The organism is Serratia sp. 22278 (assembly GCF_052045405.1).
Lineage (GTDB): Bacteria > Pseudomonadota > Gammaproteobacteria > Enterobacterales > Enterobacteriaceae > Serratia > Serratia marcescens.
The window spans coordinates 95,563-116,561 of sequence record NZ_JBQEOW010000003.1 but is presented as its reverse complement, the minus strand read 5'-3'; the positions used below and the strand labels follow the sequence as shown (position 1 = coordinate 116,561).

Genomic DNA, 20,999 nt, shown 5'->3' with positions numbered 1-20,999 from the left:
ACACGGGGGATTATTCCGACACCCTAGGGGGCGGCTCCGGCGGCAAAGTTGATGTATATCAACCCGAATGCAAGTAGTTGGCGGCACAAATAGCGCCTTCATCCCCTTAGGGGTACGTTCTGGATAAAAATTAAATCATTTACAATCAATGAATTAGAATAAAGCACTTCGTCATCCTCACCGCTTCGCCGCCCCCTTGGAAACTAATGGGTACTTCATTCGAGGTATGGGGTTATGCTCAGGGATAATCAAAAATACGGCTGAATCGTTACTTGTTTACCCCGTCGCCGCCTTCGCCCCTGAGCTTCAGCGGCGCCAAATGCCAGGAACCCGCGCTTATGAAACGCCTGTTGGCCCCGCTTTCGATCGTGAATCAGGTCGCCCTGCTGATGTTGCTGTCGGGCATTCTGGGCGTGGCCGGCATGGGGATTTCCGCCTGGATGTCGCAAAGCATTCAGGGCAACGCGCATGCCATCAACAAGGCCGGCTCGCTGCGTATGCAAAGCTACCGTCTGCTGGCGCAGGTGCCGCTGGATGAACGGCATGAAGCGTTGATCCGCGAACTGGAGCGCGACGAAAACAGCCCCGACCTGCAGCGTTCGGTGGAACAGGAAGGGTTGACGCAACCTTTCGACGCCTTGCGCGACTACTGGCAACAGACCCTGCAACCTCGCCTGCGTAGCGCGCAGCGCCCGGCCGACGCCGCGCCGCAGGTGGCGCACTTCGTGCAGCTGTTGGATAAGCTGGTCTCGGATATCGACAGGCAAACCGAGCGCCGCCTGCTGATGGTGACGCTGGTGCAGGCCGGCTTTATCGCGCTGACCCTGCTGCTGCTGATCGGCACCACCTGCTACCTGCGCCGCCGGTTGCTGCATCCGTGGCGGCAGCTGGTGGAAATGGCGTTGGCGGTGGGCCGCGGCGACTTTAGCCGCCGCTTCGCGCAGCGCGGCCATCAGGATGAAATGGCGTCGCTCGGCGGCGCGTTGAACACCATGTCCGACGAACTGTCGGCCACCTACAGCGGGCTGGAGCAGCGCGTAGCCGAGAAGACCGCGGACCTGCAGCAAAAAAATCAGATGCTGAGCTTCCTCTATCGCGCCAGCCGCCTGCTGCACGCCAGCGAGCCATTGTGCAGCCGCCTGACGCCGCTGCTCAACCAACTGCAAATCCTGACGCCGCTGCGCGCCATTCAGGTGCGGCTGTATGAAAACGACAGCCGGGAGCCGCTGCTGCAGCTGAGCGGCAACCAGCCGTTGCGGCCGGAGCATTGCCATAATCCGGTGTGCAGCGCCTGCCTGCACGACAGCGACCGCCAGCATCCTGACAACCCGTCGCTGAGCTGGAGCCTGAGCGACAAGCTTGGCGACTACGGCGTGATCGTGGCGCAACATGCGCCGCAACAGCCGCTGAACGATGAGCACCGCCAGCTGGTCAACACTCTGGTGGAGCAACTGACCAGCGTGCTGGCCATCGAACGTCAGGTAGACCACCAGCAGCAGCTGATGCTGATGGAAGAACGGGCGGCGATCGCCCGCGAGCTGCACGACTCCATCGCCCAATCGCTCTCCTGCCTGAAAATGCAGATCGCCTGCCTGCAGATGCAAGGCGAAACGCTCTCGTCCGCCAGCAAGGCGCTGGTGCAGCAGATGCGCGAAGAGCTGAACGGCGCCTATCGCCAGCTGCGCGAGCTGCTGACCACCTTCCGCCTGCAGCTGACCGAACCGGGCCTGCTGGCGGCGCTGCAATCGACGGTAGCGGAGTTCAATCCCAAACTGGGCCTGAACATCAGCCTCGATTACCAACTGGGGCCGCGCACGGTGCCCGCCTACCAGGCCATTCATCTGCTGCAGATCGCCCGCGAGGCGCTCAGCAACATCCTTAAGCATGCCGCCGCCAGCGAGGTGAGCATTCAGGTCATCAACAAACGGGGCGAAGTGACCCTGAGCGTATGCGACAACGGACGCGGCCTGCCGGCCGAAACATCCCGCCCCGACCATTACGGCTTGATCATCATGCGCGATCGCGCCAAGAGCCTGCACGGCTGTTGCGACATTTTACCGCGCAGCGGCGGCGGCACCGAGGTGCGAGTCAGCTTCACGCCGGATAACCACGCCATCGACTAACGGAGACACCATGACGACAGAAACCGCCGCCACCATCTTACTGATCGACGACCACCCGATGCTGCGCAACGGCGTAAAACAGCTGATTGGCATGGACGCTCGCCTGCAGGTCATCGCCGAAGCCAGCAACGGAGAACAAGGGGTCGCGCTGGCGGAGCAGCACGATCCGGATCTGATCCTGCTCGACCTCAACATGCCTGGCATCAACGGGCTGGAAACGCTGGATCGCCTGCGCCAGACCGACCTGTCGGGGCGCGTTGTAGTGTTCAGCGTGTCCAACCATGAAGACGACGTCGTCAGCGCGCTCAAACGCGGCGCCGACGGTTATTTGTTGAAAGACATGGAGCCGGAGGATCTGCTGAAGGCGCTGCATCAGGCGGCGGCCGGGCAGATGGTGCTCAGCGAAACGCTGACGCCGATCCTCGCCGCCAGCCTGCGGGAAAACCGCCCCAGCGCCGATCGCGATATTCAGCAATTGACGCCGCGCGAACGGGATATTCTGAAGCTGATCGCCCAGGGGCTGCCGAACAAGCTGATCGCCCGCCGCCTGACCATCACCGAAAGCACCGTCAAGGTACACGTCAAACACCTGCTGAAAAAGATGAAGCTAAAATCCCGCGTCGAGGCCGCCGTGTGGGTGCTGCAGGGTAAAAACGGTTAGTCGCCGCCGTACAGCGGCCCGGTTTGCGCCGGGATCGGCGGCGGCGTCAGGGTTTTGATCGGCGGCAGGCCCGCGTCATCACCGGCGGTCGCCGTCAGCGGCGGCGCCACTTTCAGCTCTATCCAGTTGGACGTCACGCGCTGCTGTTTATCGTCCTCCAGCGTGACCGATAGCCGGTAGCTGTTGGCGGCGCCCGGCGCATCGTCCCACGGCGGCACGATCGCCGTCCAGCCCTGCGGATCGTTGGCGTTGTGCGGCGGCGTCAGGCTCAGCGCCTGGGTATCCCCCTGCCAACTGACGTGAGCGATGCCGTTGAGCGCCTTGATTTCCAGCACCAGCGGCACGGTTTCCCCCGCCTGCAGGCTCCACGGCGGCGTGGCCAGGAACACCTGCAGCGTTTTGCGCTGGCGGAACTCCAGCACCGGCACGTTCTTGCGTTCGATAGGATCGTAGCGGCTGCCGCGCAGCGACTTGGCCTGCGCCACATACTCCGGCGAAATCTGCTTCACCAACGGCACCCCGAGCCGATAGCTCAGCGCCAGCTCGATCTGATCCTGGCTCTGCCCGCCCGCGCCAATCTTATGCAGCGCCTTCATCGTCACCAGCGGCACCGGGGTGTAATTGAGCCCCAGCTGCATCGCGCGCGGATCGTTTTGTTTTTTGCCGCTGCCGAACAGATCGACATTATCGCCGAGATACTGCTCATAGCTGAGCGAACCGCCGATCTGGCGATAAAACGGCAGATAGCCTTGCGTCGTAATGTCGTAACCGCGCGCCGGGCGGCTGAAAAACACGCCATCGCCAGGCTGTTGCGCCAGCGCCGACAGCGGGTAGTAATAGTTGGTGGAGAAACGCAGGTAGTCTCCCCAGGCCTCCGCGCCGACGCTGCCGCGATTGCGCTGCCGGGCGAAATCGCTGTCGAGCGCCGTGTTGTACCCCAGCAGCCAGTCACCGGCGATCCAGCGCTGCCCCAGCGCGAAATTACCGAGCGCCCCGGCGCTTTGCTGTAGCCAGCCGATCTGGCTGTAGGTCAGCAATCCGTCGACGTCGTACAGCGGGCTGAATAACTGCCCGTTGCTGCCGGTAAAGTCCCCCTCACCGGTCATCTCCAGCGATAATCGGGCGGTGCCCAGCGGCGACAACAGTTCCTGCGCCTGCTGTTGCAGCGCGCCGGTCGCCTGGCCCAGCAGATAATCCTCGGCGCGGCTGCGCATCTGCTGACGGGAAACGTTATTCAGATCTTTTTCGCCGAACTGCTTGGCCATCTCGGCCCACTGCTTCTCGCGCGCGGCGTCATCGGGCGCGCCGCCCAGTTCGGGCAAATTCGCGGCCGGATCTGCGACGGCCTGTGCGGAAGAGACAACGCTCTCCGGCGCCGGCGGGGATTCGGCGCAGGCGGGCGCCGCGCCGGCCAGCCACACCAGCGCCCCGGCCAGCCACACCGCCTGGCGGCTGTGCCAGCGTCGTTTTTTGGTTTTGATGAGTCCCGCCTGAATTTCGTCTTTCATGGCACCGTTGGCCCCCCTCCCTCCTGGAGCGGGCCAACCCACTGCTTTGCTGTCGCCTTTCCCGCGGCAGATCTGGAAACCCTACGCCCCGTCCAGGCCGGGGCGCCTCTCCCTTAAAGTCTAACGGCTTGACGAACAGAAACAATAGGATAAACCCCAATCACTCCCAAGTGACGCCGTCACTTACGCCCTTTACCGATCCATTCCGGCCGCCAGGTGAATTCACACCATTTCAGCACCGGTTTTGCCGATAAAAAGCGCAACACCCCACTGCTGCGCGCCTCCGCGCATGACATTGCCTCACTCTGCAATACGTGAAGTGGCGATGCGTACAACTGCGCATTCCTCACAGCCCACCGCATTTCACCCCGATGAAATACGCATTTTGCCGTTATTTTAAACATCTATTTCACGACTGACGGAGCCCCGATGTTTCTTTCCTTACTGTGGCCTGCGCTGTTTTTCACCGCGCTGCTGTCGGCAGGTGCGGTCGCCTTCACGCTCATCACCCGATTGGAGCGAACGGCGGCCGTGCGCGCCAGCCCACCGAAATTGCGCCGCCGTAGCCTGCTGCTGACGGCCTTCGGTTTGGCGTTGACGGCGCTACCCTTCGACCTGCCGGCAGCACACCGGCTGTGGTTGCCGCCGGCCGCGGCGCTGCTGATCGCCCTGGCCTGGCTAGACTGGCGCCACCGGTGGTTGCCGGACCGGTTAACCCAGCCGCTGCTGTGGGGCGGGATGCTGTGCAATCTTGACGCTCGCTGGGCGACGCTGGGCGACGCGGTTATCGGCGCCGCCGCCGGCTACGGGGGGTTGTGGCTGCTCAACGCGCTTTATCGGCAGGTGCGGCGGCGTAACGGCATCGGCCAGGGTGATTTCAAACTGCTGGCGGCGCTGGGCGCCTGGCTCGGTTGGACGATGCTGCCGCTGCTGGTCTGTCTGGCGGCCATGTTCGGATTAGGCATGGCATTGACGCGCGGCCGCCGCAACCGCCGCGCCTGGCGAACGCGGCAACCTTTCGGCATCGCCTTGGCGGCCGCCGGCTGGCTGTTGCTCTTGATGGACGCCGGCCAAAACGCGCCGGCGTTATTCGGTTAGTTCTTCAGTGTCTCGATCAGCCGATTGAGCAATCCTGCCACTTCCGCAGTGCTGGCCGTTGTCGGATTGGCCAGTGGCTGGATCACGGCGAGCCTGGTGGTGGATAACACCTCATCGCTGCGGATTTCCAACGCATCGGCGGGTGGCGTGCTCAATGAAACGCCGTCCGGCCGCCAGTAGCTGCCGCGCGTAGTCTGCACCTGATAACTGCCAAAGCCGAAATCTTTCTCGACGCGGTAATATATTTCGCAGCTTAACGGCCCGGTGCGCCGCAACATAAAGGCGCCTTTCGCACTATAGCTGCCTTTATTGACGACAAAGGCGGTTGCCTGCGAAGACAGATCGAACGTGATATATAAATCGCACGCCAGCACCTTGGTGCTTACGCCCTGTTGAAGAGTAATGCGCGTTGTAGGTTGCCGATCCGGCGCGGTCAGGGTGCCTAAAAAAGTCCACGATTGCTGTTTCGAGATATTGCGCGGCAAATGGTTGCTGGTGGCGGAAGGGGCAATTCCCCGCTCGCCCAGACTGTACATCGCTTCGACCCCGCTTAAAAACGACGTAACGTCGACGGTGCTTTTGCCGGCCACCGGAACGCCGCCGTTGTATACGTTACTGAAGGTTACCTCGGTATTGTTGCTGCAGGCGGCGATCGCCGCCGGGAACGGCGTCTTAGAACCGCTGTAAAGAGTCAACTGACCGATGTCCCAACGAGATTCGTTGATGAATCGGCACAACACGCCCCCGCTCTCCACATTCTGCGCGTCCTGGATATTGATATTGCCTATCGTGCCTTGGGCAAAGTTGGTGGACAACACGCTGACATTGGCGGCGCGTTGCGTATTGCGGTTCTCGCAACCCAACGAATTGATCGTGCCGTTAAAATCTTTGAACGAGTAGATATCGCCGATACAGTCATCCGCAGCCAACGAGCCGATAGTAGAGTAAAACCCTGAAATTCTGCACGCAGTCCCCTTGGCGCGAGCGGCGTAGAGGCCGTCTATAAAATTGGTGGTGCCGGACTTGTCCATCCACAGCACCCCATCGCCCGGCCGATTGGCGTTTGCCTCCATCTGCACATTCACCAGCCAGTTAATGAACATATCGCCCGAGACAAACAGCGAATAACCGCCGACCTTGGTGTAGATGTCGCGAATATCAAACTTCGTCATATTGCGATCGCTGAACCACACGCCGTGAGTGTCGTCTACGCCGGTATCATCCCGCAACGTCAAGCCGTGCAGCGTCAGATTGGCGAAGCCTTTCACCACGATCACCGCTTTCTTCGTTTCGCCCTGTTCGTTGGTGTAACTGCTGTCCGTCGTCTTGACAATTTTGGTCGCCCGTCCCAATCCGACCACCCGCAACCCGATGCCGCCGTAGATGTCCGTTGTCGTCTGAATGACTACGTGTCCGGCGACCGTATACACCCGCTTCCCAAGGGACAGCGTACCGCCGGCTTGCAGCGCCGCTGCCGCCGCTTTGTTGATCGCCGGCCCCCAGTTGCTTCCGTCGCTGTCCTGATAAAACTGTTCCGGCGTAACAACCTCACCGGTGGCGAGCAAGGTTGCTGCGCGCGCTCCTGAAGCGTTTTCGTTATTGTCCATAATATCTCCTGACGTGATGTGTCCGCATCATTGCGGACGGCCGCGGTGAAAGGCGTAAACAACGCCGCCTTTCAGTGCCAATCTATCACCGTCATATGAGCGCGTTATGAAATTTCATTTTATTTCACCCTGACACAACATCTCGCGATTCGAGGTGGCAACAGCCAGCGATTTCACTCGCTGTTGGCCTTTGGTGCGACAGAAAGCTCGGCCTGGCGCGCGGCGTTGCCGCTACTTGCTGACCCGATCCAGATACAGCATGCTGTTGGCGATATCCAGCCGGGCACCTTCGACGTTGTCCCGCAATGCCACCAGCGTTTGCCCCTGCAGCGCCACCACATAGGGCGAGCTGGCCTGCAATTCCCGTTGCAACGTGACGTAACGTGCGCTGCGCGCGGCGCTGTTCCCCTCCGCAGCCGCGGCGCGCGTTTCCGCGCTGATGGCGGGAATGCCCCACTGGGTGCGCCAGGCCAGGGTTTTCGGCCCACCGGGCACGTTATAGGCAAAGGCGCTGGCGTTGGTGTTCGGATCCAGGTAGTCGGCGCCCCAGTAGGTGAAGATCGCCTGAAAATCGCGGCCGCGCATCTTGCCCCACAGATCGCTTTCTACCACCGGATGGATATCCAACCGCAGCCCGGCCTGCGCAAAACTGGCCTGCAGCGCCTGCGCGATGTCGGTATACGGCGGTTGGTTGATGACGATAAGATCGATGCGCGTACCTTCAGCGATGCCGGCATCGCGCAGGATCTGTTTGGCTTTGTCCACGTCGAGCTTAAACGGCCGATCGTCGAGTGCCCCGTCCAATCCCTGTGGCAAGAAGGCCTGATGCACGCGATATTGCCCTTTCAGCAGTTGCTCGGCGATGCTCTGATAATCGACCAGCCAGCGCGCCGCCTGCCACAACGCCGGATTGCCCAGCGCCGGATTGTCTTTGCTGCCGGTGTTGAAACCGAGGTAATAGATCCGGGGCGCATCGGCCTGCTCGATGCGCACGCCAGACGCGTTGCGCAGTGAGTCGAACTGGTCGGCGCCCAGATCGTAGGCCACGTCGGCATCGCCTTTCAGCAACAGCAAACGGCGGGTGCCGGCGTCGCTGACGTTCTTGAACAACACCGTTTTCAACCTTGCCGGCGACGGGGCGTACTCATTGCGGCCAAACAGCAGCGCTTCATGCGGCACATAGTTATTCACCCGATACGGGCCGCCGCCGGCGGAATGGCTGCGCAGCCAGGCGTTACCGTAGTCCCCCTGCTGCGCGTGCTCGTTCAACAGCTTTTCATCCACGATCGAAGCCACATTCGCCGTCAGCAGCCGCAGCGCCAATTCGCTGCCGATGTTGGCGGGCCAACTGAGTTGCACCTGGTTATCTCCCACCTTCTTCAACTGCTGCTCAACGTTATCCGGCGTCCAGCCAAACTCGCCGAGAATAAACGACGGCGCCTTGTTCAGCTTCACCGCGCGAACCAGCGAAAAAATCACATCTTCTGGCCGCAGCGGATTGCCGGAAGCGAAACGTTGCTGCGGTTTCAGGGTAAAGGTCAGGCTGCGGCCATCGGCGCCCGCTTGCCAACTGCCTGCGGCGTCCGGCGCCAGCTTTTGCGGCGCGGCGCGATCCGGCGCCACCAGGCGCTGATAGAGGTTGACCAGATTGGCCGAGCTGACGGTTTCAAAGCTCTCCGCCGGATCGAGGCTGATAATGCCCTCCAACGAACTGACCACCACCAAGGTATCCTGCGGGGTGGCAGCCTGCGCACCGAAAGCGGCCGCCAGCGCGCCATACAATAAGGTTGGGATTAACCGTTTCATCGATACACTCTCCACAATCACGCGGTTGCGTTGTTTTTCGAGTGTAGGGGGTAAGAATTAACAGAAGAACGACGATAAATTGCTTTATTTATTACCAAGATGGATATGCCCGCCGCATTGACGGGCATTGGGTCAAACGATGATGCGGCCGTGCGCCATTGCCACCGAACGATCGCACATGTGGTCAATCACGTCCGCATCGTGGCTGACCAGCACCATAGTCAGATCGCCCGCCTGTTTCAGCTCGTTGAGCAGATTGAGGATCTCCGCCTGCACCGACATGTCCAACGCCGAAGTCGGTTCATCCAGCAGCAGCAACTTCGGCCGCAGCAACAATGCGCGCACGATCGCCACGCGCTGCCGCTGGCCGCCCGACAGCTGATGCGGGTAGCGATCCAGCAGGCGCGGATCCAACCCCACCTGGCGAAAGCCCGCGCTGATCTTGCGTTCGATGTCGCTTTCCTGCATCAATTTGAGCGGTTCCGACAGCGTACGCAACAGCCGGTGCTTGGGGTGTAGCGAAGCATAGGGATCCTGAAACACCATCTGCACCTCGCGCCGCAGCTCGCCGGTAAATGCCTGCCCCGGTTGCAGCCGCCGCCCCAGCAGCTCAAAACCGCCCTGCCAGCTGCCATTCAGCCCGGCCAGCACCCACAGCAAGGAGGACTTGCCGCAGCCGGAAGGCCCCACCAGCCCGAAACACTCACCCGGTTCGATGTGCAGGTTAACCTCATGCACCACGGTGCGCAGCTCGTAGCCCTGGCGGTGACTGACGCTCAGGTTCTCCAGTGCAATTACGCTCATTTCAACGTCTCCAACAGCGCGCGGTCCAGCACCGGCAGCGGTTTGCCGCGCGTCTCGCGGCTCGGCCGGCACGCCCACAGCGTACGAGTATAAGGATGCGTGGCCTGCGCCAGCTCTGCTGCCGGCAGTTGATCCAACAGCTCGCCTTTGTACATCACCAGCACCCGCTCGCAGTGGTGCGCCACCTGCTGCAAATCGTGGCTGATCAGGATCAGCCCCATGTTGCGTTGCGCCACCAGATTGTCTATCAGTTGCAGCACCTGATCGCGCATTTGGTGATCCAGCGCCGAAGTCGGTTCATCGGCAATCAACAGCTGCGGATCGTTGATCAACGCAATGGCCAGCATCACCCGCTGCCCCATGCCGCCGGAGAGCTGATGCGGATAACGGCCGCACAGCGCCGCCGGATCGGGCAATCCCACCGCCGCCAGCATCTCCAGCACTTTTTCACGCCGCTCGGCGCGGCTCAGCTTGGCATGCAACACCAGCGGTTCCTCCACCTGACGGCCGATCGGCTGATTGGGATTCAACGCATGCTTGGGATCTTGCATCACCATCGCCACCCGGTCGCCGCGCAGGCGGCTCCACTGGCGCTCGCTCAGGCGCGTCAAGTCTTCGTCGCCCAGCGTCAGGCGCTGCGCCTGCAGCTGCAACGGCGGCGGCAATAGCCCCATCAGCGCGCGCGCGGTCAACGATTTGCCGGAGCCGGACTCGCCGACCAGCGCCAGCCGCTCCCGCCCCATGCTGAACGAGATATTCTTCACCAGCGCCGCCGGCTGCGGCCCCGGCACGCCGATCGCCAGCCGTTCAACGGTCAATAACGTGTTATCAGTGCCCATGACGAGGATCCATTTTGTCGCGCAGGCCATCGCCCAGCAGGTTAAACGCCAGGCTGGCGAACAGGATCGCCCCGCCTGGTGCGGCGGCGACCCACCATTGGTCGAAAATCACTTTACTGCCTTCGGCCACCATCGACCCCCATTCGGCGGTCGGCGGCGCGACGCCCATGCCGAGGAACCCCAGACCGGCGGCGGACAGGATGATGCCGCCCAGGCTCAGCGCCGCACGCACCACCGCGCTCGGCAGGCATAAAGGCAAAATGTGGCCGACCATCAGCCGCAACCCGTTGATGCCCTGCATGCGCGCCGCCGCCAGGTAGTCACTGCGGCGCAGCGCCAGGGTTTCGGCCCGCGCCTGGCGGGCAAAGGCCGGCCAGCTGGTCAATGCCAGCGCCAGCGCGCCGTTCATCAGCCCCGGTCCCATGACCGCCACGAACGCCAGCGCGATCACCAGACTCGGCAGCGACAGGAAAATGTCGGTCAGACGCATCAAAATGCGCTCGACCCAGCCGCCGAGGTAACCGGCGCAAATGCCGACCAGCAGGCCGATGGGAATGGTCAACACCAGAATCAGCGACACCAGGATCAGCGTCGGCCGCGCGCCGTAAATCACGCGGGAGAGCAAATCGCGGCCAAAGCCGTCGGTGCCCAGCCAATGTGCAGCCGAAGGCGGCAGTAACCGCAGCTCGATATGCTGCAGATTGGGATCGAAAGGCGCCAGCCACGGAGCCAGCAGCGCGGTGACGATCAGGATCGCCACCAGCGCCGCGCCCAGCGTCAGCGTGGTCAGACGTCGACCGCGGCGGTAACCGACGGCCGGCTCGCTTTGCGGTTCGTGTTCAGAGAGATATTGGCTCATCGGGTTCGCGGATCCACTAAATAGGTCAAGGCGTCGGCCAGCGCATTCAACAGCACGAAACAGGTGCCGATCAGCAGCGTGGCGCCGAGGATCGCCGGCGTGTCGGCGGCAAACAGCGCCGAGGTCAGGTAACGCCCGACGCCGGGCCAGGCGAACACCGTTTCGGTCAATACCGCGCCCTCCAGCAGGCTGGCGTAGGAGAGAGACAGTACGGTGATCAGCGTGCCCAACACGTTGGGGAACACATGGCGCAGCAGAATGCGCAGGCGGCCGGCGCCCTTGGAACGCGCCAGCGTCACGTATTCCTTGTTGCACTCTTCCAGCATCGCCGCCCGCAGCAGCCGGGTGATGCCCGCCATCGACAGCAGCGCCAACGCCACCACCGGCAGCCACAGGTGGCCGATGGCGTTGTAGAACATTTCACGATCGCCGGACAGCCAGCTGTCGATCAACACGAAACCGCTGCGCGGCTCCATGCTGTACAAGTAAATGTCGTCCAGCCGCCCCGGCCCCGCCGACCAATGCAGCGTGGCGTAGAACAGCAACAGCCCGAGCAGGCTCAGCCAGAAAATCGGCACCGAATAACCGATCAGCGACAGCAGACGCGCCGCGTTATCCAGCCAGCTGCCCGGTTTGAGCACCGCCAGAAACGCCAGCGTAATGCCGCCGAGGGCGCCGAGGATAATGGCGCAGGTGGCCAGCTCCACCGTCGCCGGGAAGGTGCGCAACAGATCGCTCAACACCGGCTGCGCGGTAATACGCGAAATGCCCAAATCGCCGTGCGCCAGGTGCACCAGGTAACGCCAAAATTGCACCGGCAGCGGCTGATCCAACCCCAGCTCGTGCCGCACCTGCGCATAGGTGGCTTCGCTGGCGTGATCGCCCGCCACCTGCAGCGCCGGATCGATCGGCGCCAGGTGCGACAGCATGAAGGTGAACAGCAGCAAGCCAAGCAACGTCAGCGCCAGAGACAGCGCGCCGCCGAGCAGCCGCCCGCCCCAGCGCCAATACCGCCGGGCCGCCCCGGCGCCGGCGGACAGGTCAGCGGCCATTACTTGCTGACCTTGCTGTAGAACACCATGTCAGGGTTGATGCCCTGCACATAGCCCTTGAGGTTGTCACGCACCGCAATCAGGCTGCGCGCCTGCAGGCCGATGACAAACGGCGAGCTTTGCTGCACCTGTTTTTGCAGTTGCTGGTAGTCTGCCACCCGTTTGGCGGTGTCATTTTCCGCGGTGGCGGCCAGCGTCAGCTTGCTCAGCGCCGGGATCTGCCAGTTGGCGCGCCAGGCCAGCGTCTTGCTGCCGTCTTCCGGGTTGTAGGCGAAGGCGGCGGCGTTGGTGTTAGGGTCGAAGTAATCCGGCCCCCAGGAGGTCAGCGTCGCATCGTAGTTAAGCGCTTTCACCTTGGTGGAGACCTGCGAACTGATGCCCGGCACCAGTTCGACCTTCACGCCGCCCTGGGCAAAACTGGCCTGCAGCGCCTGGGCGATATCCAGATACGGCGGCTGGTTGTTGACGTCCAGGCGGAAACTGACGTTGCTCAGCCCCGCTTTGGCCAGTATTTCTTTGGCTTTCTGCGGATTGAAGCTGTACGGCTGATCCTTGAGCGCGCCCAGATAACCGTCCGGCAGGAATGCCTGATGGCTCTGGAATTGCCCTTTCAGCAGATCGTCGGCGATGCCTTGGTAATCGAACAGCCAGCGCGCCGCCTCCCAGAACGCCGGATTGCCGAGCGCCGGCGACGCCTTGGCGTTGAACTGCAGGAAATAAAGCGAGGCGTAAGGAATGGCCAACGGTTTGACGCCCGGCTTGCCCTTCAGGGCCGCCATCTGGTCCGCCCCCAGGTTGCGGGCGATATCGGCATCGCCCTGCTCGATCAGCAAACGCCGCGCCGCCGGATCGGGCACGTTTTTGATCAGGATGGTTTTCAGCGTCGGCGCCCCTTCCGGCGAGCCGGGATTGGCGTCCAGCACCACCACTTCATGCGGCACATAGGTGCGGATTTTGTAAGGGCCGCTGCCGGCGGAGTGGCTGTTCAACCATTGATGCCCCAGATCGTCGCCCTGCTGGTGCGCCAGCGCCTCTTTGGCGTCGACGATCGAGGATACCGGCGCCGACAGCAGGCTGAGCACGAAGGCCGGGCTGACGTTCTCACTCCAGCTGATTTTTACCGTGTGCTCGTCCACCTTGCTCAGGTGTTGCTCCACGTTCTTCGCGTTCCAGCCCAGCTGCGTCAGGATAAACGACGGTTCGAGATTGAGTTTAACCACCCGTGAAAGCGAGAAGATCACGTCTTCCGGCCGCAGCGGATTGCCGCTGGCGAACGTGGCGTCCGGGCGCAGGCTGAAAGTCAGGCTGCGGTCGTCGGCGCCGGCCTGCCAGCTGCTGGCCAGGGTTGGTTTAAGATCGATGGGATTGTGCGGATCTGACTGGATCAGACGTTGATACAGGCTGTTGAACGACTGCACCGTGGTTAACTCAAATCCCTGGGCCGGGTCAAAGCTGACCACGTCATCGATAGATTGCGCGATCACCAGCGTGTTGGCCGGCGTCGCCGCCTGTGCGTTTACGCTGGCCGCCACGGCCAAAAACAGCAAAGAAGGAACGAGCGCTTTCATCTGAAACTCTCCAAGCGGATGGAATTTATAATAATTTTGCGAGTGTATGCGAGCACGATCGGCAGCTGAAGGTACTTAAATCACTATAGATATTCTTTTTATGTATATAGATGGGATTTTGATTATTAGGCAGGCGATGCAGCATGTGCGGCAGGCATTGCCTGCCGCTATCGATTAAATCTGGTAGTCAATCACCGCATCCAGCTGCGACGAGAAGACCTTGTCTTTGATTTCGGTCAGCGACAACGTCGGGTTGCACAGCTGAATAAAGCGCCAGGCATAGTTGCGCTGCAGCTGGCTGCGTTTCAGGCCCAGCCAGACCGTATTGGGTTCAAACAAATGCTCGGCGTTGAGGCTGACCAACCCGCGATCACGCTCTTTTTCATACGACATGTCCGCCAGCACGCCCACGCCCAACCCCAGCTCGACATAGGTTTTAATCACGTCGGAATCTTGCGCGCTGAGCGCGATGTCCGGCGTCAGGCCCGCCGATTTGAACGCCGCATCCAGCTTCGCGCGGCCGGTAATGCCCTGGCGGTAAGTGATCAGCGGCAAGGTGCTGAGCATCTCCAGCGTCACCTGCGGCTGCCGCGTCAACTCGTGCCCTTCCGGCACCAGAATGGTGTGATGCCAGCGGTAGTAAGGGAACGCCGCCAGCGACTCGTCGCTCATCAGCCGTTCGCTGGCAATGCCGATATCGGCTTCACCGGCGGCCAGCATCGAGACGATCTCCTCCGGGCTACCCTGATTGAGCACCACCCGCACCCGTGGGTAAAGCGCGCGAAACTCTTTGATCACCCCCGGCAGGCTATAGCGCGCCTGGGTATGCGTCGTCGCGATATGCAGCTGCCCCGAATCGTTGCTGCTGAAGACATCCGCCAGGCGACGGATGTTGTTCGCGTCGTTAAGAATGCGCTCCGCCACCACCAGCAGCTCTTTGCCGGGCTCGGTCATGCCCAGCAGCCGTTTGCCGCGGCGAATGAATATTTCGATGCCCAGCTCTTCTTCCAGCTCGCGAATATGCCGGCTAACGCCGGACTGCGAAGTAAATAAGGTATTGGCGACCTCGGTCAGGTTGTAGTTGCAGCGCGCCGATTCGCGAATAATTTTTAATTGTTGAAAGTTCATCCCCGTCTCCCTGTTTCTTGCAGTAGCGTCTGCCATATTGATACGGAGTCCTGCGGGGCTGAACAAATAAGAAATAACCTTTACTTATGCAATTTAATACTAAGTGAATTATTTATCGTGGCTCTCGGGGGATGAGGACGGGGGAAAATGATGAATGGCTTTAAAAATAAAGAGATAAATAACCACACAAATAAAGCAACTTAAGTCATCATGCAGAATAAAGTTATTAAATAGAGGCATTAGATATAAAAAAGGGCCCAGCATGCTGAGCCCCTCACCGTTCGCATTCCCACAGCAGCCTCAGGCGGTGGCCTCGCTGCCGATGCCGCCGGTGCGGTTCTGCTGCAACCATTGCTGTACATAGCGCACCAGATCGCCGATGCAATCATCCTGCATGCCGTGGTGCTTCAGCTCGTTATCCAGCGCAAACAGGTATTGCGCGTTGGTGCCCAGCGGGCCGCTGGCGCTGGCGATCAATGGCGCGATCACCTGGTGGCTGGTGTCTGCTTCAAACAGCGGGTGCTGCGCGTTCATCACGAACACCAGCGCCGTGACGGTCTCTCCGCCATCCAACTGCAGTTCACACCAGGTCGGCACGTAGCAATCGGTCACCATTTCGCGCTTCCAAAGCAGCTCCAGCTCTTCTCGCAGCTTGCCTTCCGGCAGACGAAACGCCAATCCGGTGGTCTGGCCGCCCTCTTTCAGCGCCAGCATGCGCCCCGGCTGATGCAGCGTGCCGCGCCCGGCGGTCAAACGCATGCAGAACGCCCGATGCCAGCCCTGCAGCATGGCGGGCCGCACTTCTTCAGATTCGAAAACCGGATTCCACATCAGCGAACCGTAACCGAATACCCATACCGGGCTGTGATCCGGCCGGCGCGATAGCGTGCATTCCAACGAGGCTGCGCGCTGTTCAGGCGTCAGCAACAGCGACTCCTCAATAGCGCCAAAGGCGGTTTTGCAATCCGCTTTTTGCAGAAAATCTCGCGTTAACACTGTTACAACCTCCCGGGAATACGATTTCTCGTCCTCCCTCGCCACTACTGAACCTTTGCAATTTTATTTTTTGGTGCGGAATTTTATTAATTCAATAACCGCGCCGATTAATAATGACCATATTCTTTTCCCGCCGCGCAATCAAGTTGCAAAGCGGCGTTAACGTGGAAAAGTATTTGTACTGAGCAGCAACAATATTAATTGCCGAGGTCAGCATAACGTCTGCGCGATTCTTACCGGGGCATAGAGGCGTTACTTTTTATGCCAGCGTTCGTCGTCGCCCTTGCGATAGCTTTGCTTGACCGCCGCCCAGGCCACTTTGTGCGCCGTCTCCTCCCGGCTGTCGTCACCACGCCGATCGTCGGGATCCCGGTATTGTTGCCAGGCGCTGTTAAACGCTTCTTTATAGATCGCCTGCGCATGTTCCGGCAGCACATGCTTCACATTGTCCGGCAAGTCGTTCGTGTCTTGGTATGGCATCACATCCTCCCGTGCGTATTGCGTGAACCTTAAGCCTAGCCCACACGCGGTTACGCCTCAATGAGCAAACAATTCTCATTATCAAACGGCATGGTATACTCACCGCCAAACGACCTATAAGGAGATCCCCGTGACTACCGAAGCCCCTCGCTCACGCGCCCCCTACCTGATCGCCGTCAGCGCCGTACAGGACATTACGCCGCACCTGCGCCGCATCACCTTTACCGCGCCCGATCTGCGCTACTACCCGGCCAACGCCGCCGCCGCGCACATCAAGGTCTTTTTGCCGCTCGCCGGCCAAACGCAGCCGGATCTGCCGACGCTGACCGAAAACGGCCCGCGCTGGGCTGCCGATGCCGTGCGCCCGATCGTGCGCACCTATTCCATTCGCGCCGTGCGCCCGGAACAGGCGGAAGTGGACATCGAATTCGCCATTCACGATCACCAGGGACCGGCGGTCGACTTCGCGCGCCAGGCGAAAATCGGCGATAAAATCGGCATCAGCAATCCAGGCGGCCCCAAACCGATGCTGCCGGCCGCCGACTTCTACTGCCTGGCGGGCGATCCTTCTTCGCTGCCGGCGTTGGCCGCGCTGCTGGAAAACCTGCCGCCGCACGGCGCCGGGCGCGCTTTCGTCCGCGTCGATAGCACTGCCGACGTGATTGACCTGAAAAAGCCTGCCGGCGTTGAGGTGAATTGGGTCGTCGGCGGCACAGAGAAAACCGACGAATTGGTCGCTCGGTTCCGCGCGCAGTCCGTGCCGCAGGGTGAAGCGCATTTCTGGCTCGCCGGTGAAGATCGCCTGGTAGTAGAGTTGCGCCGTTACCTGCGGCGCGAACGTCAATGCGATCGTAATCGTCTTTATGCCGTGCCTTACTGGCGTGAGGGGCTAAATGAAGAGGGTTACCACAATAAACGGCATGAAATCATGGATAATATTGACGACTGACCGTCTCATTCTCCTTGATTAACCGAGCAGTAAACAAGTAAACACGACTTTTCTCAAACCTAACGTTAAAAATTAGCGTTATTGCGTAAAAGTAAGTAAATAAAACCGCACCCCGTGCGGTTTTTTTGTTACCCTGATCACATAAAGCAAGCAATTGCTTTCTCAGATAAAAACAACATCACACCGGCGCCGCGGGTGTATCCTAATATAAAATACCTACTGGAAACGCAGAGTTGCCGCATCACGGCGACCGGCGCTGACGGGCTACGCTGTTTGAGAAGGAGTGCCACCCTCATGAAGTCGCAACACGATCCTGGCCGATCCACCAAGTCTCGCCACACCGAATACTCGCTGATCTTCCCCATCGCCGCGCTGGTGGTGTTGAATTTATGGGGCAGCACCGCTAACTTTCCGCTGATTGTCGGCATCAATATTCTCGCGCTGGTGGGGATCCTCAGCAGCGCCTTCAGCGTGGTGCGCCACGCCGACGTGCTGGCCCACCGATTGGGCGAACCCTACGGCTCGCTGATCCTCAGCCTGTCGGTGGTGATCCTCGAAGTCAGCCTGATCTCGGCGTTGATGGCCACCGGCGACGCCGCGCCGGCGCTGATGCGCGACACGCTGTACTCCATCATCATGATCGTTTCCGCCGGCCTGGTCGGCTTCGCGCTGCTGCTCGGCGGGCGCAAGTTCGCCACCCAGTACGTCAACCTGGGCGGCATCAAACAGTATCTGATGGCGATTTTCCCGCTGGCGGTGATCGTGCTGGTGTTCCCGAGCGCGCTGCCAGGCGGCAACTTCAGCACCGGGCAAGCACTGCTGGTGGCGCTGATTTCCGCCGCCATGTATGGCGTGTTCCTGGTGATCCAGACCAAAACCCACCAGAGCCTGTTCGTGTACGAGCATGAAGACGACGATGGCGACCCGCACCACGGCAAGCCTTCTTCGCACAGCAGCGCCTGGCACGCCGCCTGGCTCATCGTGCACCTGATCGCGGTTATCGCCGTCACCAAGTTCAATGCCAATCCGCTGGAAGGCCTGCTGACCAAGATGAATGCGCCGGCGCAGTTCACCGGCTTCCTGGTGGCGCTGCTGATCCTGTCGCCGGAAGGCCTGGGCGCGCTGCGCGCCGTGTTGAACAACCAGGTGCAACGCGCCATGAACCTGTTCTTCGGTTCGGTGCTGGCGACCATCTCCCTGACGGTGCCGGCGGTCACCATCATCGCTACCCTGACCGGGCAGACGCTGATCTTCGGCCTGCAAACGCCGCATATCGTGGTGATGCTGACGGTGTTGCTGCTGTGCCAGCTGTCGTTCTCGACCGGCCGCACCAACGTGCTGAACGGCACCGCTCACCTGGCGCTGTTCGCCGCCTACATGATGACGATCTTCGCCTGATCAAAAAGGGGCGCACTCTGTGCGCCCCTGCCTGCGTTATACCGAGAAGAATATCGCCGCGGCGATCCCCCCGAACAAAATCCACTTGATGATGTAATAGCCGGTGCGATTCCAGGCCTTCAGGCGTTTCCCCACCCGGCGTATCGCATAGATGTATTTGAACATCTTGTTGACGCCGCCGGTGCGATCGCCCTCTTCGTTCGGCGCGGTGGCGGCGCTCATCAGATTGCGCCCCAGCCAGTGGTTAACCGCCTGCGCCCAGCGGTAGCGCATCGGCCGTTCGATGTCGCAGAACAGGATCAGACGATTCTGCCCGCTCTGATTTTCCGCGTAGTGCAGATAGGTTTCATCGAACATCACGCCTTCACCATCACGCCAGCTGTAGCGCTCACCGTCCACCTCAATGAAGCAGCGGTCATCATTGGGGGTAATCAGCCCCAGGTGATAACGCAGCGAACCGGCGTAAGGGTCACGGTGGCGCGGCAACCGGCTGCCGTCCGGCAGTTCGGCGAACATCGCCGCCTTGACCGAAGGCAAGCTGCGCAGCAGTTCCGTGGTCTGCGGGCACAGGGTCATGGCGGAGGGATGGCTGTCCTCATACCATTTCAGATAAAAGCGTTTCCAACCGGTCTTGAAAAACGAGTTGAAGCCGGCGTCGTTGAATTGATCGGACGCCTTGATCTGCTGGATCTCCATCAGCTTCTGTCCTTCGTCGCGGATGGTTTCCCAGTTCTCCCGCAGTACCGCCAGCTCAGGAAACTGCTCCGGCTTCAGGTACGGCGTGGTTGGCACACGGGAAAACAGATACATGAAGACGTTCAGCGGTGCGGTAAAGGTGGAATGGTCAGACAGCTGACGCCACACGTTGTAGCGCACCCGCCCGCGGTAATGCACATAGACGACGCATAAAATAAGCAAAAGCAGAATGATGTATTTCATGTTTGAATCGCATCAAGGAACCCACACGCTATGCGCCGCGCGGCGCACACCCCAGAGAATGTCCTTTTGGCGGCACAGGCAAATTGCGCGCCAATCTGGAACCCATTAATCATTAACGCTAACTCAACGAAAATCTATACAGAAAACCACAATAATTTACACAAAGGTTAAACGAGAGGGGAAATTGCGGAGATAAAAAAGGCCGCCGAAGCGGCCTTTCCATTAGCGGATAGGTTAACTGTAAGCGTTGAGCGTGCGCTGGCACAGAGCGGAACGCACGCAGTCCTGTTTTTCAAAGCGGATAACGCCGATCATCTCGTCCTCTTCGAAGCGTTCCAGGGCATCGCTGAGGCCGGATTTCACGCCGCGCGGCAGGTCGCACTGGGTCACGTCGCCGTTAACGATAACCGTCACGTTTTCCCCCAGGCGGGTCAGGAACATTTTCATCTGGCTGGCGGTCACGTTCTGGGCTTCATCCAGGATAACGACCGCATTTTCGAAGGTGCGCCCGCGCATATAAGCGAACGGCGCAATCTCTACCTTGCCGATTTCCGGGCGCAGGCAGTACTGCATAAAGGAAGATCCTAAACGGCGCACCAGAATGTCATACACCGGGCGGAAATAAGGCGCGAACTTCTCGGAGATATCCCCCGGCAAGAAACCGAGGTCTTCATCCGCCTGCAAAACAGGACGGGTAACGATAATCCGATCCACCTCTTTATGGATCAGCGCCTCCGCCGCCTTGGCGGCGCTGATAAATGTTTTGCCGCAGCCGGCTTCGCCAGTGGCGAAGATCAGCTGCTTATTCTCTATGGCTGATAAGTAATGACCCTGAGCTTCGGTTCTAGCCTCGATGGGTGAGCTATCGCGCTTGTCTCGCGCCATGCCGATAGACTCGACTCCCCCCATTTGCACCAGCGAGGTCACAGACTCTTCTTCCAGCTGGCGATGACTACGAGCGTCACGACGAATAACGCGTTTCGCTTCACGACGTGCTTTGATCACTGCTTTCTGTCTACCCATAGTGGCACCTTACAGTTTGTTTCACCTACCGCAACGGCCAGGCCGCGCGATTATGTTTCACACACGTATTAGGTTTTGGCCTCCTCCGAGCCAATAAGAGCCAAGGGACAAAGTGAATCGACGGCAACGCTTAAGCGCCGTGTCTTCACGGGACAACGCGG

The 20,999-nt window shown here is 60.4% G+C and carries 18 protein-coding genes; 5 read left to right on the top strand and 13 right to left on the bottom strand.

All coding sequences use genetic code 11. The features are described 5' to 3' along the window. The first annotated feature begins 338 nt into the window (after positions 1-338). Both narX and narL read left to right on the top strand, forming a co-directional pair. Positions 339-2,123 carry a nitrate/nitrite two-component system sensor histidine kinase NarX gene (gene narX, locus ACTJJ6_RS07895; protein WP_164052450.1) on the top strand — a complete coding sequence of 595 codons (1,785 nt, stop codon included), beginning with the start codon at positions 339-341 and terminating at the stop codon, positions 2,121-2,123. Between the two features lie 10 nt (positions 2,124-2,133). After that, complete coding sequence (gene narL, locus ACTJJ6_RS07890; RefSeq protein WP_004934684.1) at positions 2,134-2,784, top strand: two-component system response regulator NarL; 651 nt, start codon at positions 2,134-2,136, stop codon at positions 2,782-2,784. On the opposite strand, the gene ACTJJ6_RS07885 is transcribed toward narL, so the two are convergent. Next, positions 2,781-4,292 (bottom strand): YchO/YchP family invasin, encoded by a 1,512-nt coding sequence (locus tag ACTJJ6_RS07885; RefSeq protein ID WP_164052452.1) that lies wholly within the window; start codon positions 4,290-4,292, stop codon positions 2,781-2,783. The two genes, narL and ACTJJ6_RS07885, sit on opposite strands and share 4 nt — an antisense overlap. Before the next feature lie 429 nt (positions 4,293-4,721). Here ACTJJ6_RS07885 and ACTJJ6_RS07880 point away from each other — a divergent pair, with 429 nt between their 5' ends. Then, on the top strand, positions 4,722-5,390 hold the full coding sequence (locus ACTJJ6_RS07880; RefSeq protein ID WP_164052454.1) for a prepilin peptidase: 669 nt from the start codon (positions 4,722-4,724) through the stop codon (positions 5,388-5,390). Here the strand turns inward: ACTJJ6_RS07880 and ACTJJ6_RS07875 are convergent. The 10 genes from ACTJJ6_RS07875 to chaB all read right to left on the bottom strand — a co-directional run bounded on the left by ACTJJ6_RS07875 (position 5,387) and on the right by chaB (position 16,529). Beyond that, positions 5,387-6,997: a hypothetical protein gene (locus ACTJJ6_RS07875; RefSeq protein WP_143778232.1), complete on the bottom strand. Its 1,611-nt coding sequence runs from the start codon at positions 6,995-6,997 to the stop codon at positions 5,387-5,389. The genes ACTJJ6_RS07880 and ACTJJ6_RS07875 overlap by 4 nt on opposite strands. 231 nt (positions 6,998-7,228) lie before the next feature. Next, a complete protein-coding gene (locus ACTJJ6_RS07870) occupies positions 7,229-8,803 on the bottom strand; it encodes an ABC transporter substrate-binding protein (RefSeq protein WP_079451508.1) in 1,575 nt (524 codons plus the stop codon). A 132-nt stretch (positions 8,804-8,935) separates the two neighbouring features. Next, positions 8,936-9,607: an ABC transporter ATP-binding protein gene (locus ACTJJ6_RS07865; RefSeq protein ID WP_016927341.1), complete on the bottom strand. Its 672-nt coding sequence runs from the start codon at positions 9,605-9,607 to the stop codon at positions 8,936-8,938. Next, positions 9,604-10,446, bottom strand: coding sequence for an ABC transporter ATP-binding protein (locus ACTJJ6_RS07860; protein ID WP_016927340.1), 843 nt, complete (start codon positions 10,444-10,446; stop codon positions 9,604-9,606). The genes ACTJJ6_RS07865 and ACTJJ6_RS07860 overlap by 4 nt, the downstream gene beginning before the upstream one ends. Further along, positions 10,436-11,305, bottom strand: coding sequence for an ABC transporter permease (locus ACTJJ6_RS07855; protein WP_016927339.1), 870 nt, complete (start codon positions 11,303-11,305; stop codon positions 10,436-10,438). The genes ACTJJ6_RS07860 and ACTJJ6_RS07855 overlap by 11 nt, the downstream gene beginning before the upstream one ends. Then, positions 11,302-12,357, bottom strand: coding sequence for an ABC transporter permease (locus tag ACTJJ6_RS07850; protein WP_004934713.1), 1,056 nt, complete (start codon positions 12,355-12,357; stop codon positions 11,302-11,304). Before ACTJJ6_RS07850 ends, ACTJJ6_RS07855 begins: the two co-directional genes overlap by 4 nt. Next, positions 12,357-13,925, bottom strand: coding sequence for an ABC transporter substrate-binding protein (locus ACTJJ6_RS07845; RefSeq protein ID WP_016927337.1), 1,569 nt, complete (start codon positions 13,923-13,925; stop codon positions 12,357-12,359). The genes ACTJJ6_RS07850 and ACTJJ6_RS07845 overlap by 1 nt, the downstream gene beginning before the upstream one ends. Before the next feature lie 174 nt (positions 13,926-14,099). Then, entirely contained in the window at positions 14,100-15,053 is a 954-nt protein-coding gene (cbl, locus tag ACTJJ6_RS07840; RefSeq protein ID WP_004934716.1) for an HTH-type transcriptional regulator Cbl, read from the bottom strand. A gap of 300 nt (positions 15,054-15,353) precedes the next feature. Further along, positions 15,354-16,049, bottom strand: a complete 696-nt coding sequence (locus ACTJJ6_RS07835; protein WP_016927336.1) for a gamma-glutamylcyclotransferase — start codon at positions 16,047-16,049, stop codon at positions 15,354-15,356. 252 nt (positions 16,050-16,301) lie between these two features. Further along, positions 16,302-16,529 (bottom strand): putative cation transport regulator ChaB, encoded by a 228-nt coding sequence (gene chaB, locus ACTJJ6_RS07830; protein WP_016927335.1) that lies wholly within the window; start codon positions 16,527-16,529, stop codon positions 16,302-16,304. Positions 16,530-16,659: 130 nt separating this feature from the next. On the opposite strand from chaB, the gene ACTJJ6_RS07825 reads away from it, so the two are divergent. Both ACTJJ6_RS07825 and chaA read left to right on the top strand, forming a co-directional pair. Further along, a complete protein-coding gene (locus tag ACTJJ6_RS07825) occupies positions 16,660-17,478 on the top strand; it encodes a siderophore-interacting protein (RefSeq protein WP_033640040.1) in 819 nt (272 codons plus the stop codon). Positions 17,479-17,772: 294 nt separating this feature from the next. Continuing rightward, positions 17,773-18,876: a sodium-potassium/proton antiporter ChaA gene (chaA, locus tag ACTJJ6_RS07820; RefSeq protein ID WP_004934723.1), complete on the top strand. Its 1,104-nt coding sequence runs from the start codon at positions 17,773-17,775 to the stop codon at positions 18,874-18,876. A 36-nt stretch (positions 18,877-18,912) separates the two neighbouring features. Here the strand turns inward: chaA and lpxO are convergent, their stop codons facing one another. Both lpxO and phoH read right to left on the bottom strand, forming a co-directional pair. Beyond that, on the bottom strand, positions 18,913-19,815 hold the full coding sequence (gene lpxO / locus ACTJJ6_RS07815) for a lipid A hydroxylase LpxO (RefSeq protein ID WP_015378219.1): 903 nt from the start codon (positions 19,813-19,815) through the stop codon (positions 18,913-18,915). Between the two features lie 234 nt (positions 19,816-20,049). Continuing rightward, positions 20,050-20,838, bottom strand: a complete 789-nt coding sequence (gene phoH, locus ACTJJ6_RS07810; protein ID WP_015378226.1) for a phosphate starvation-inducible protein PhoH — start codon at positions 20,836-20,838, stop codon at positions 20,050-20,052. Positions 20,839-20,999: the final 161 nt, after the last annotated feature.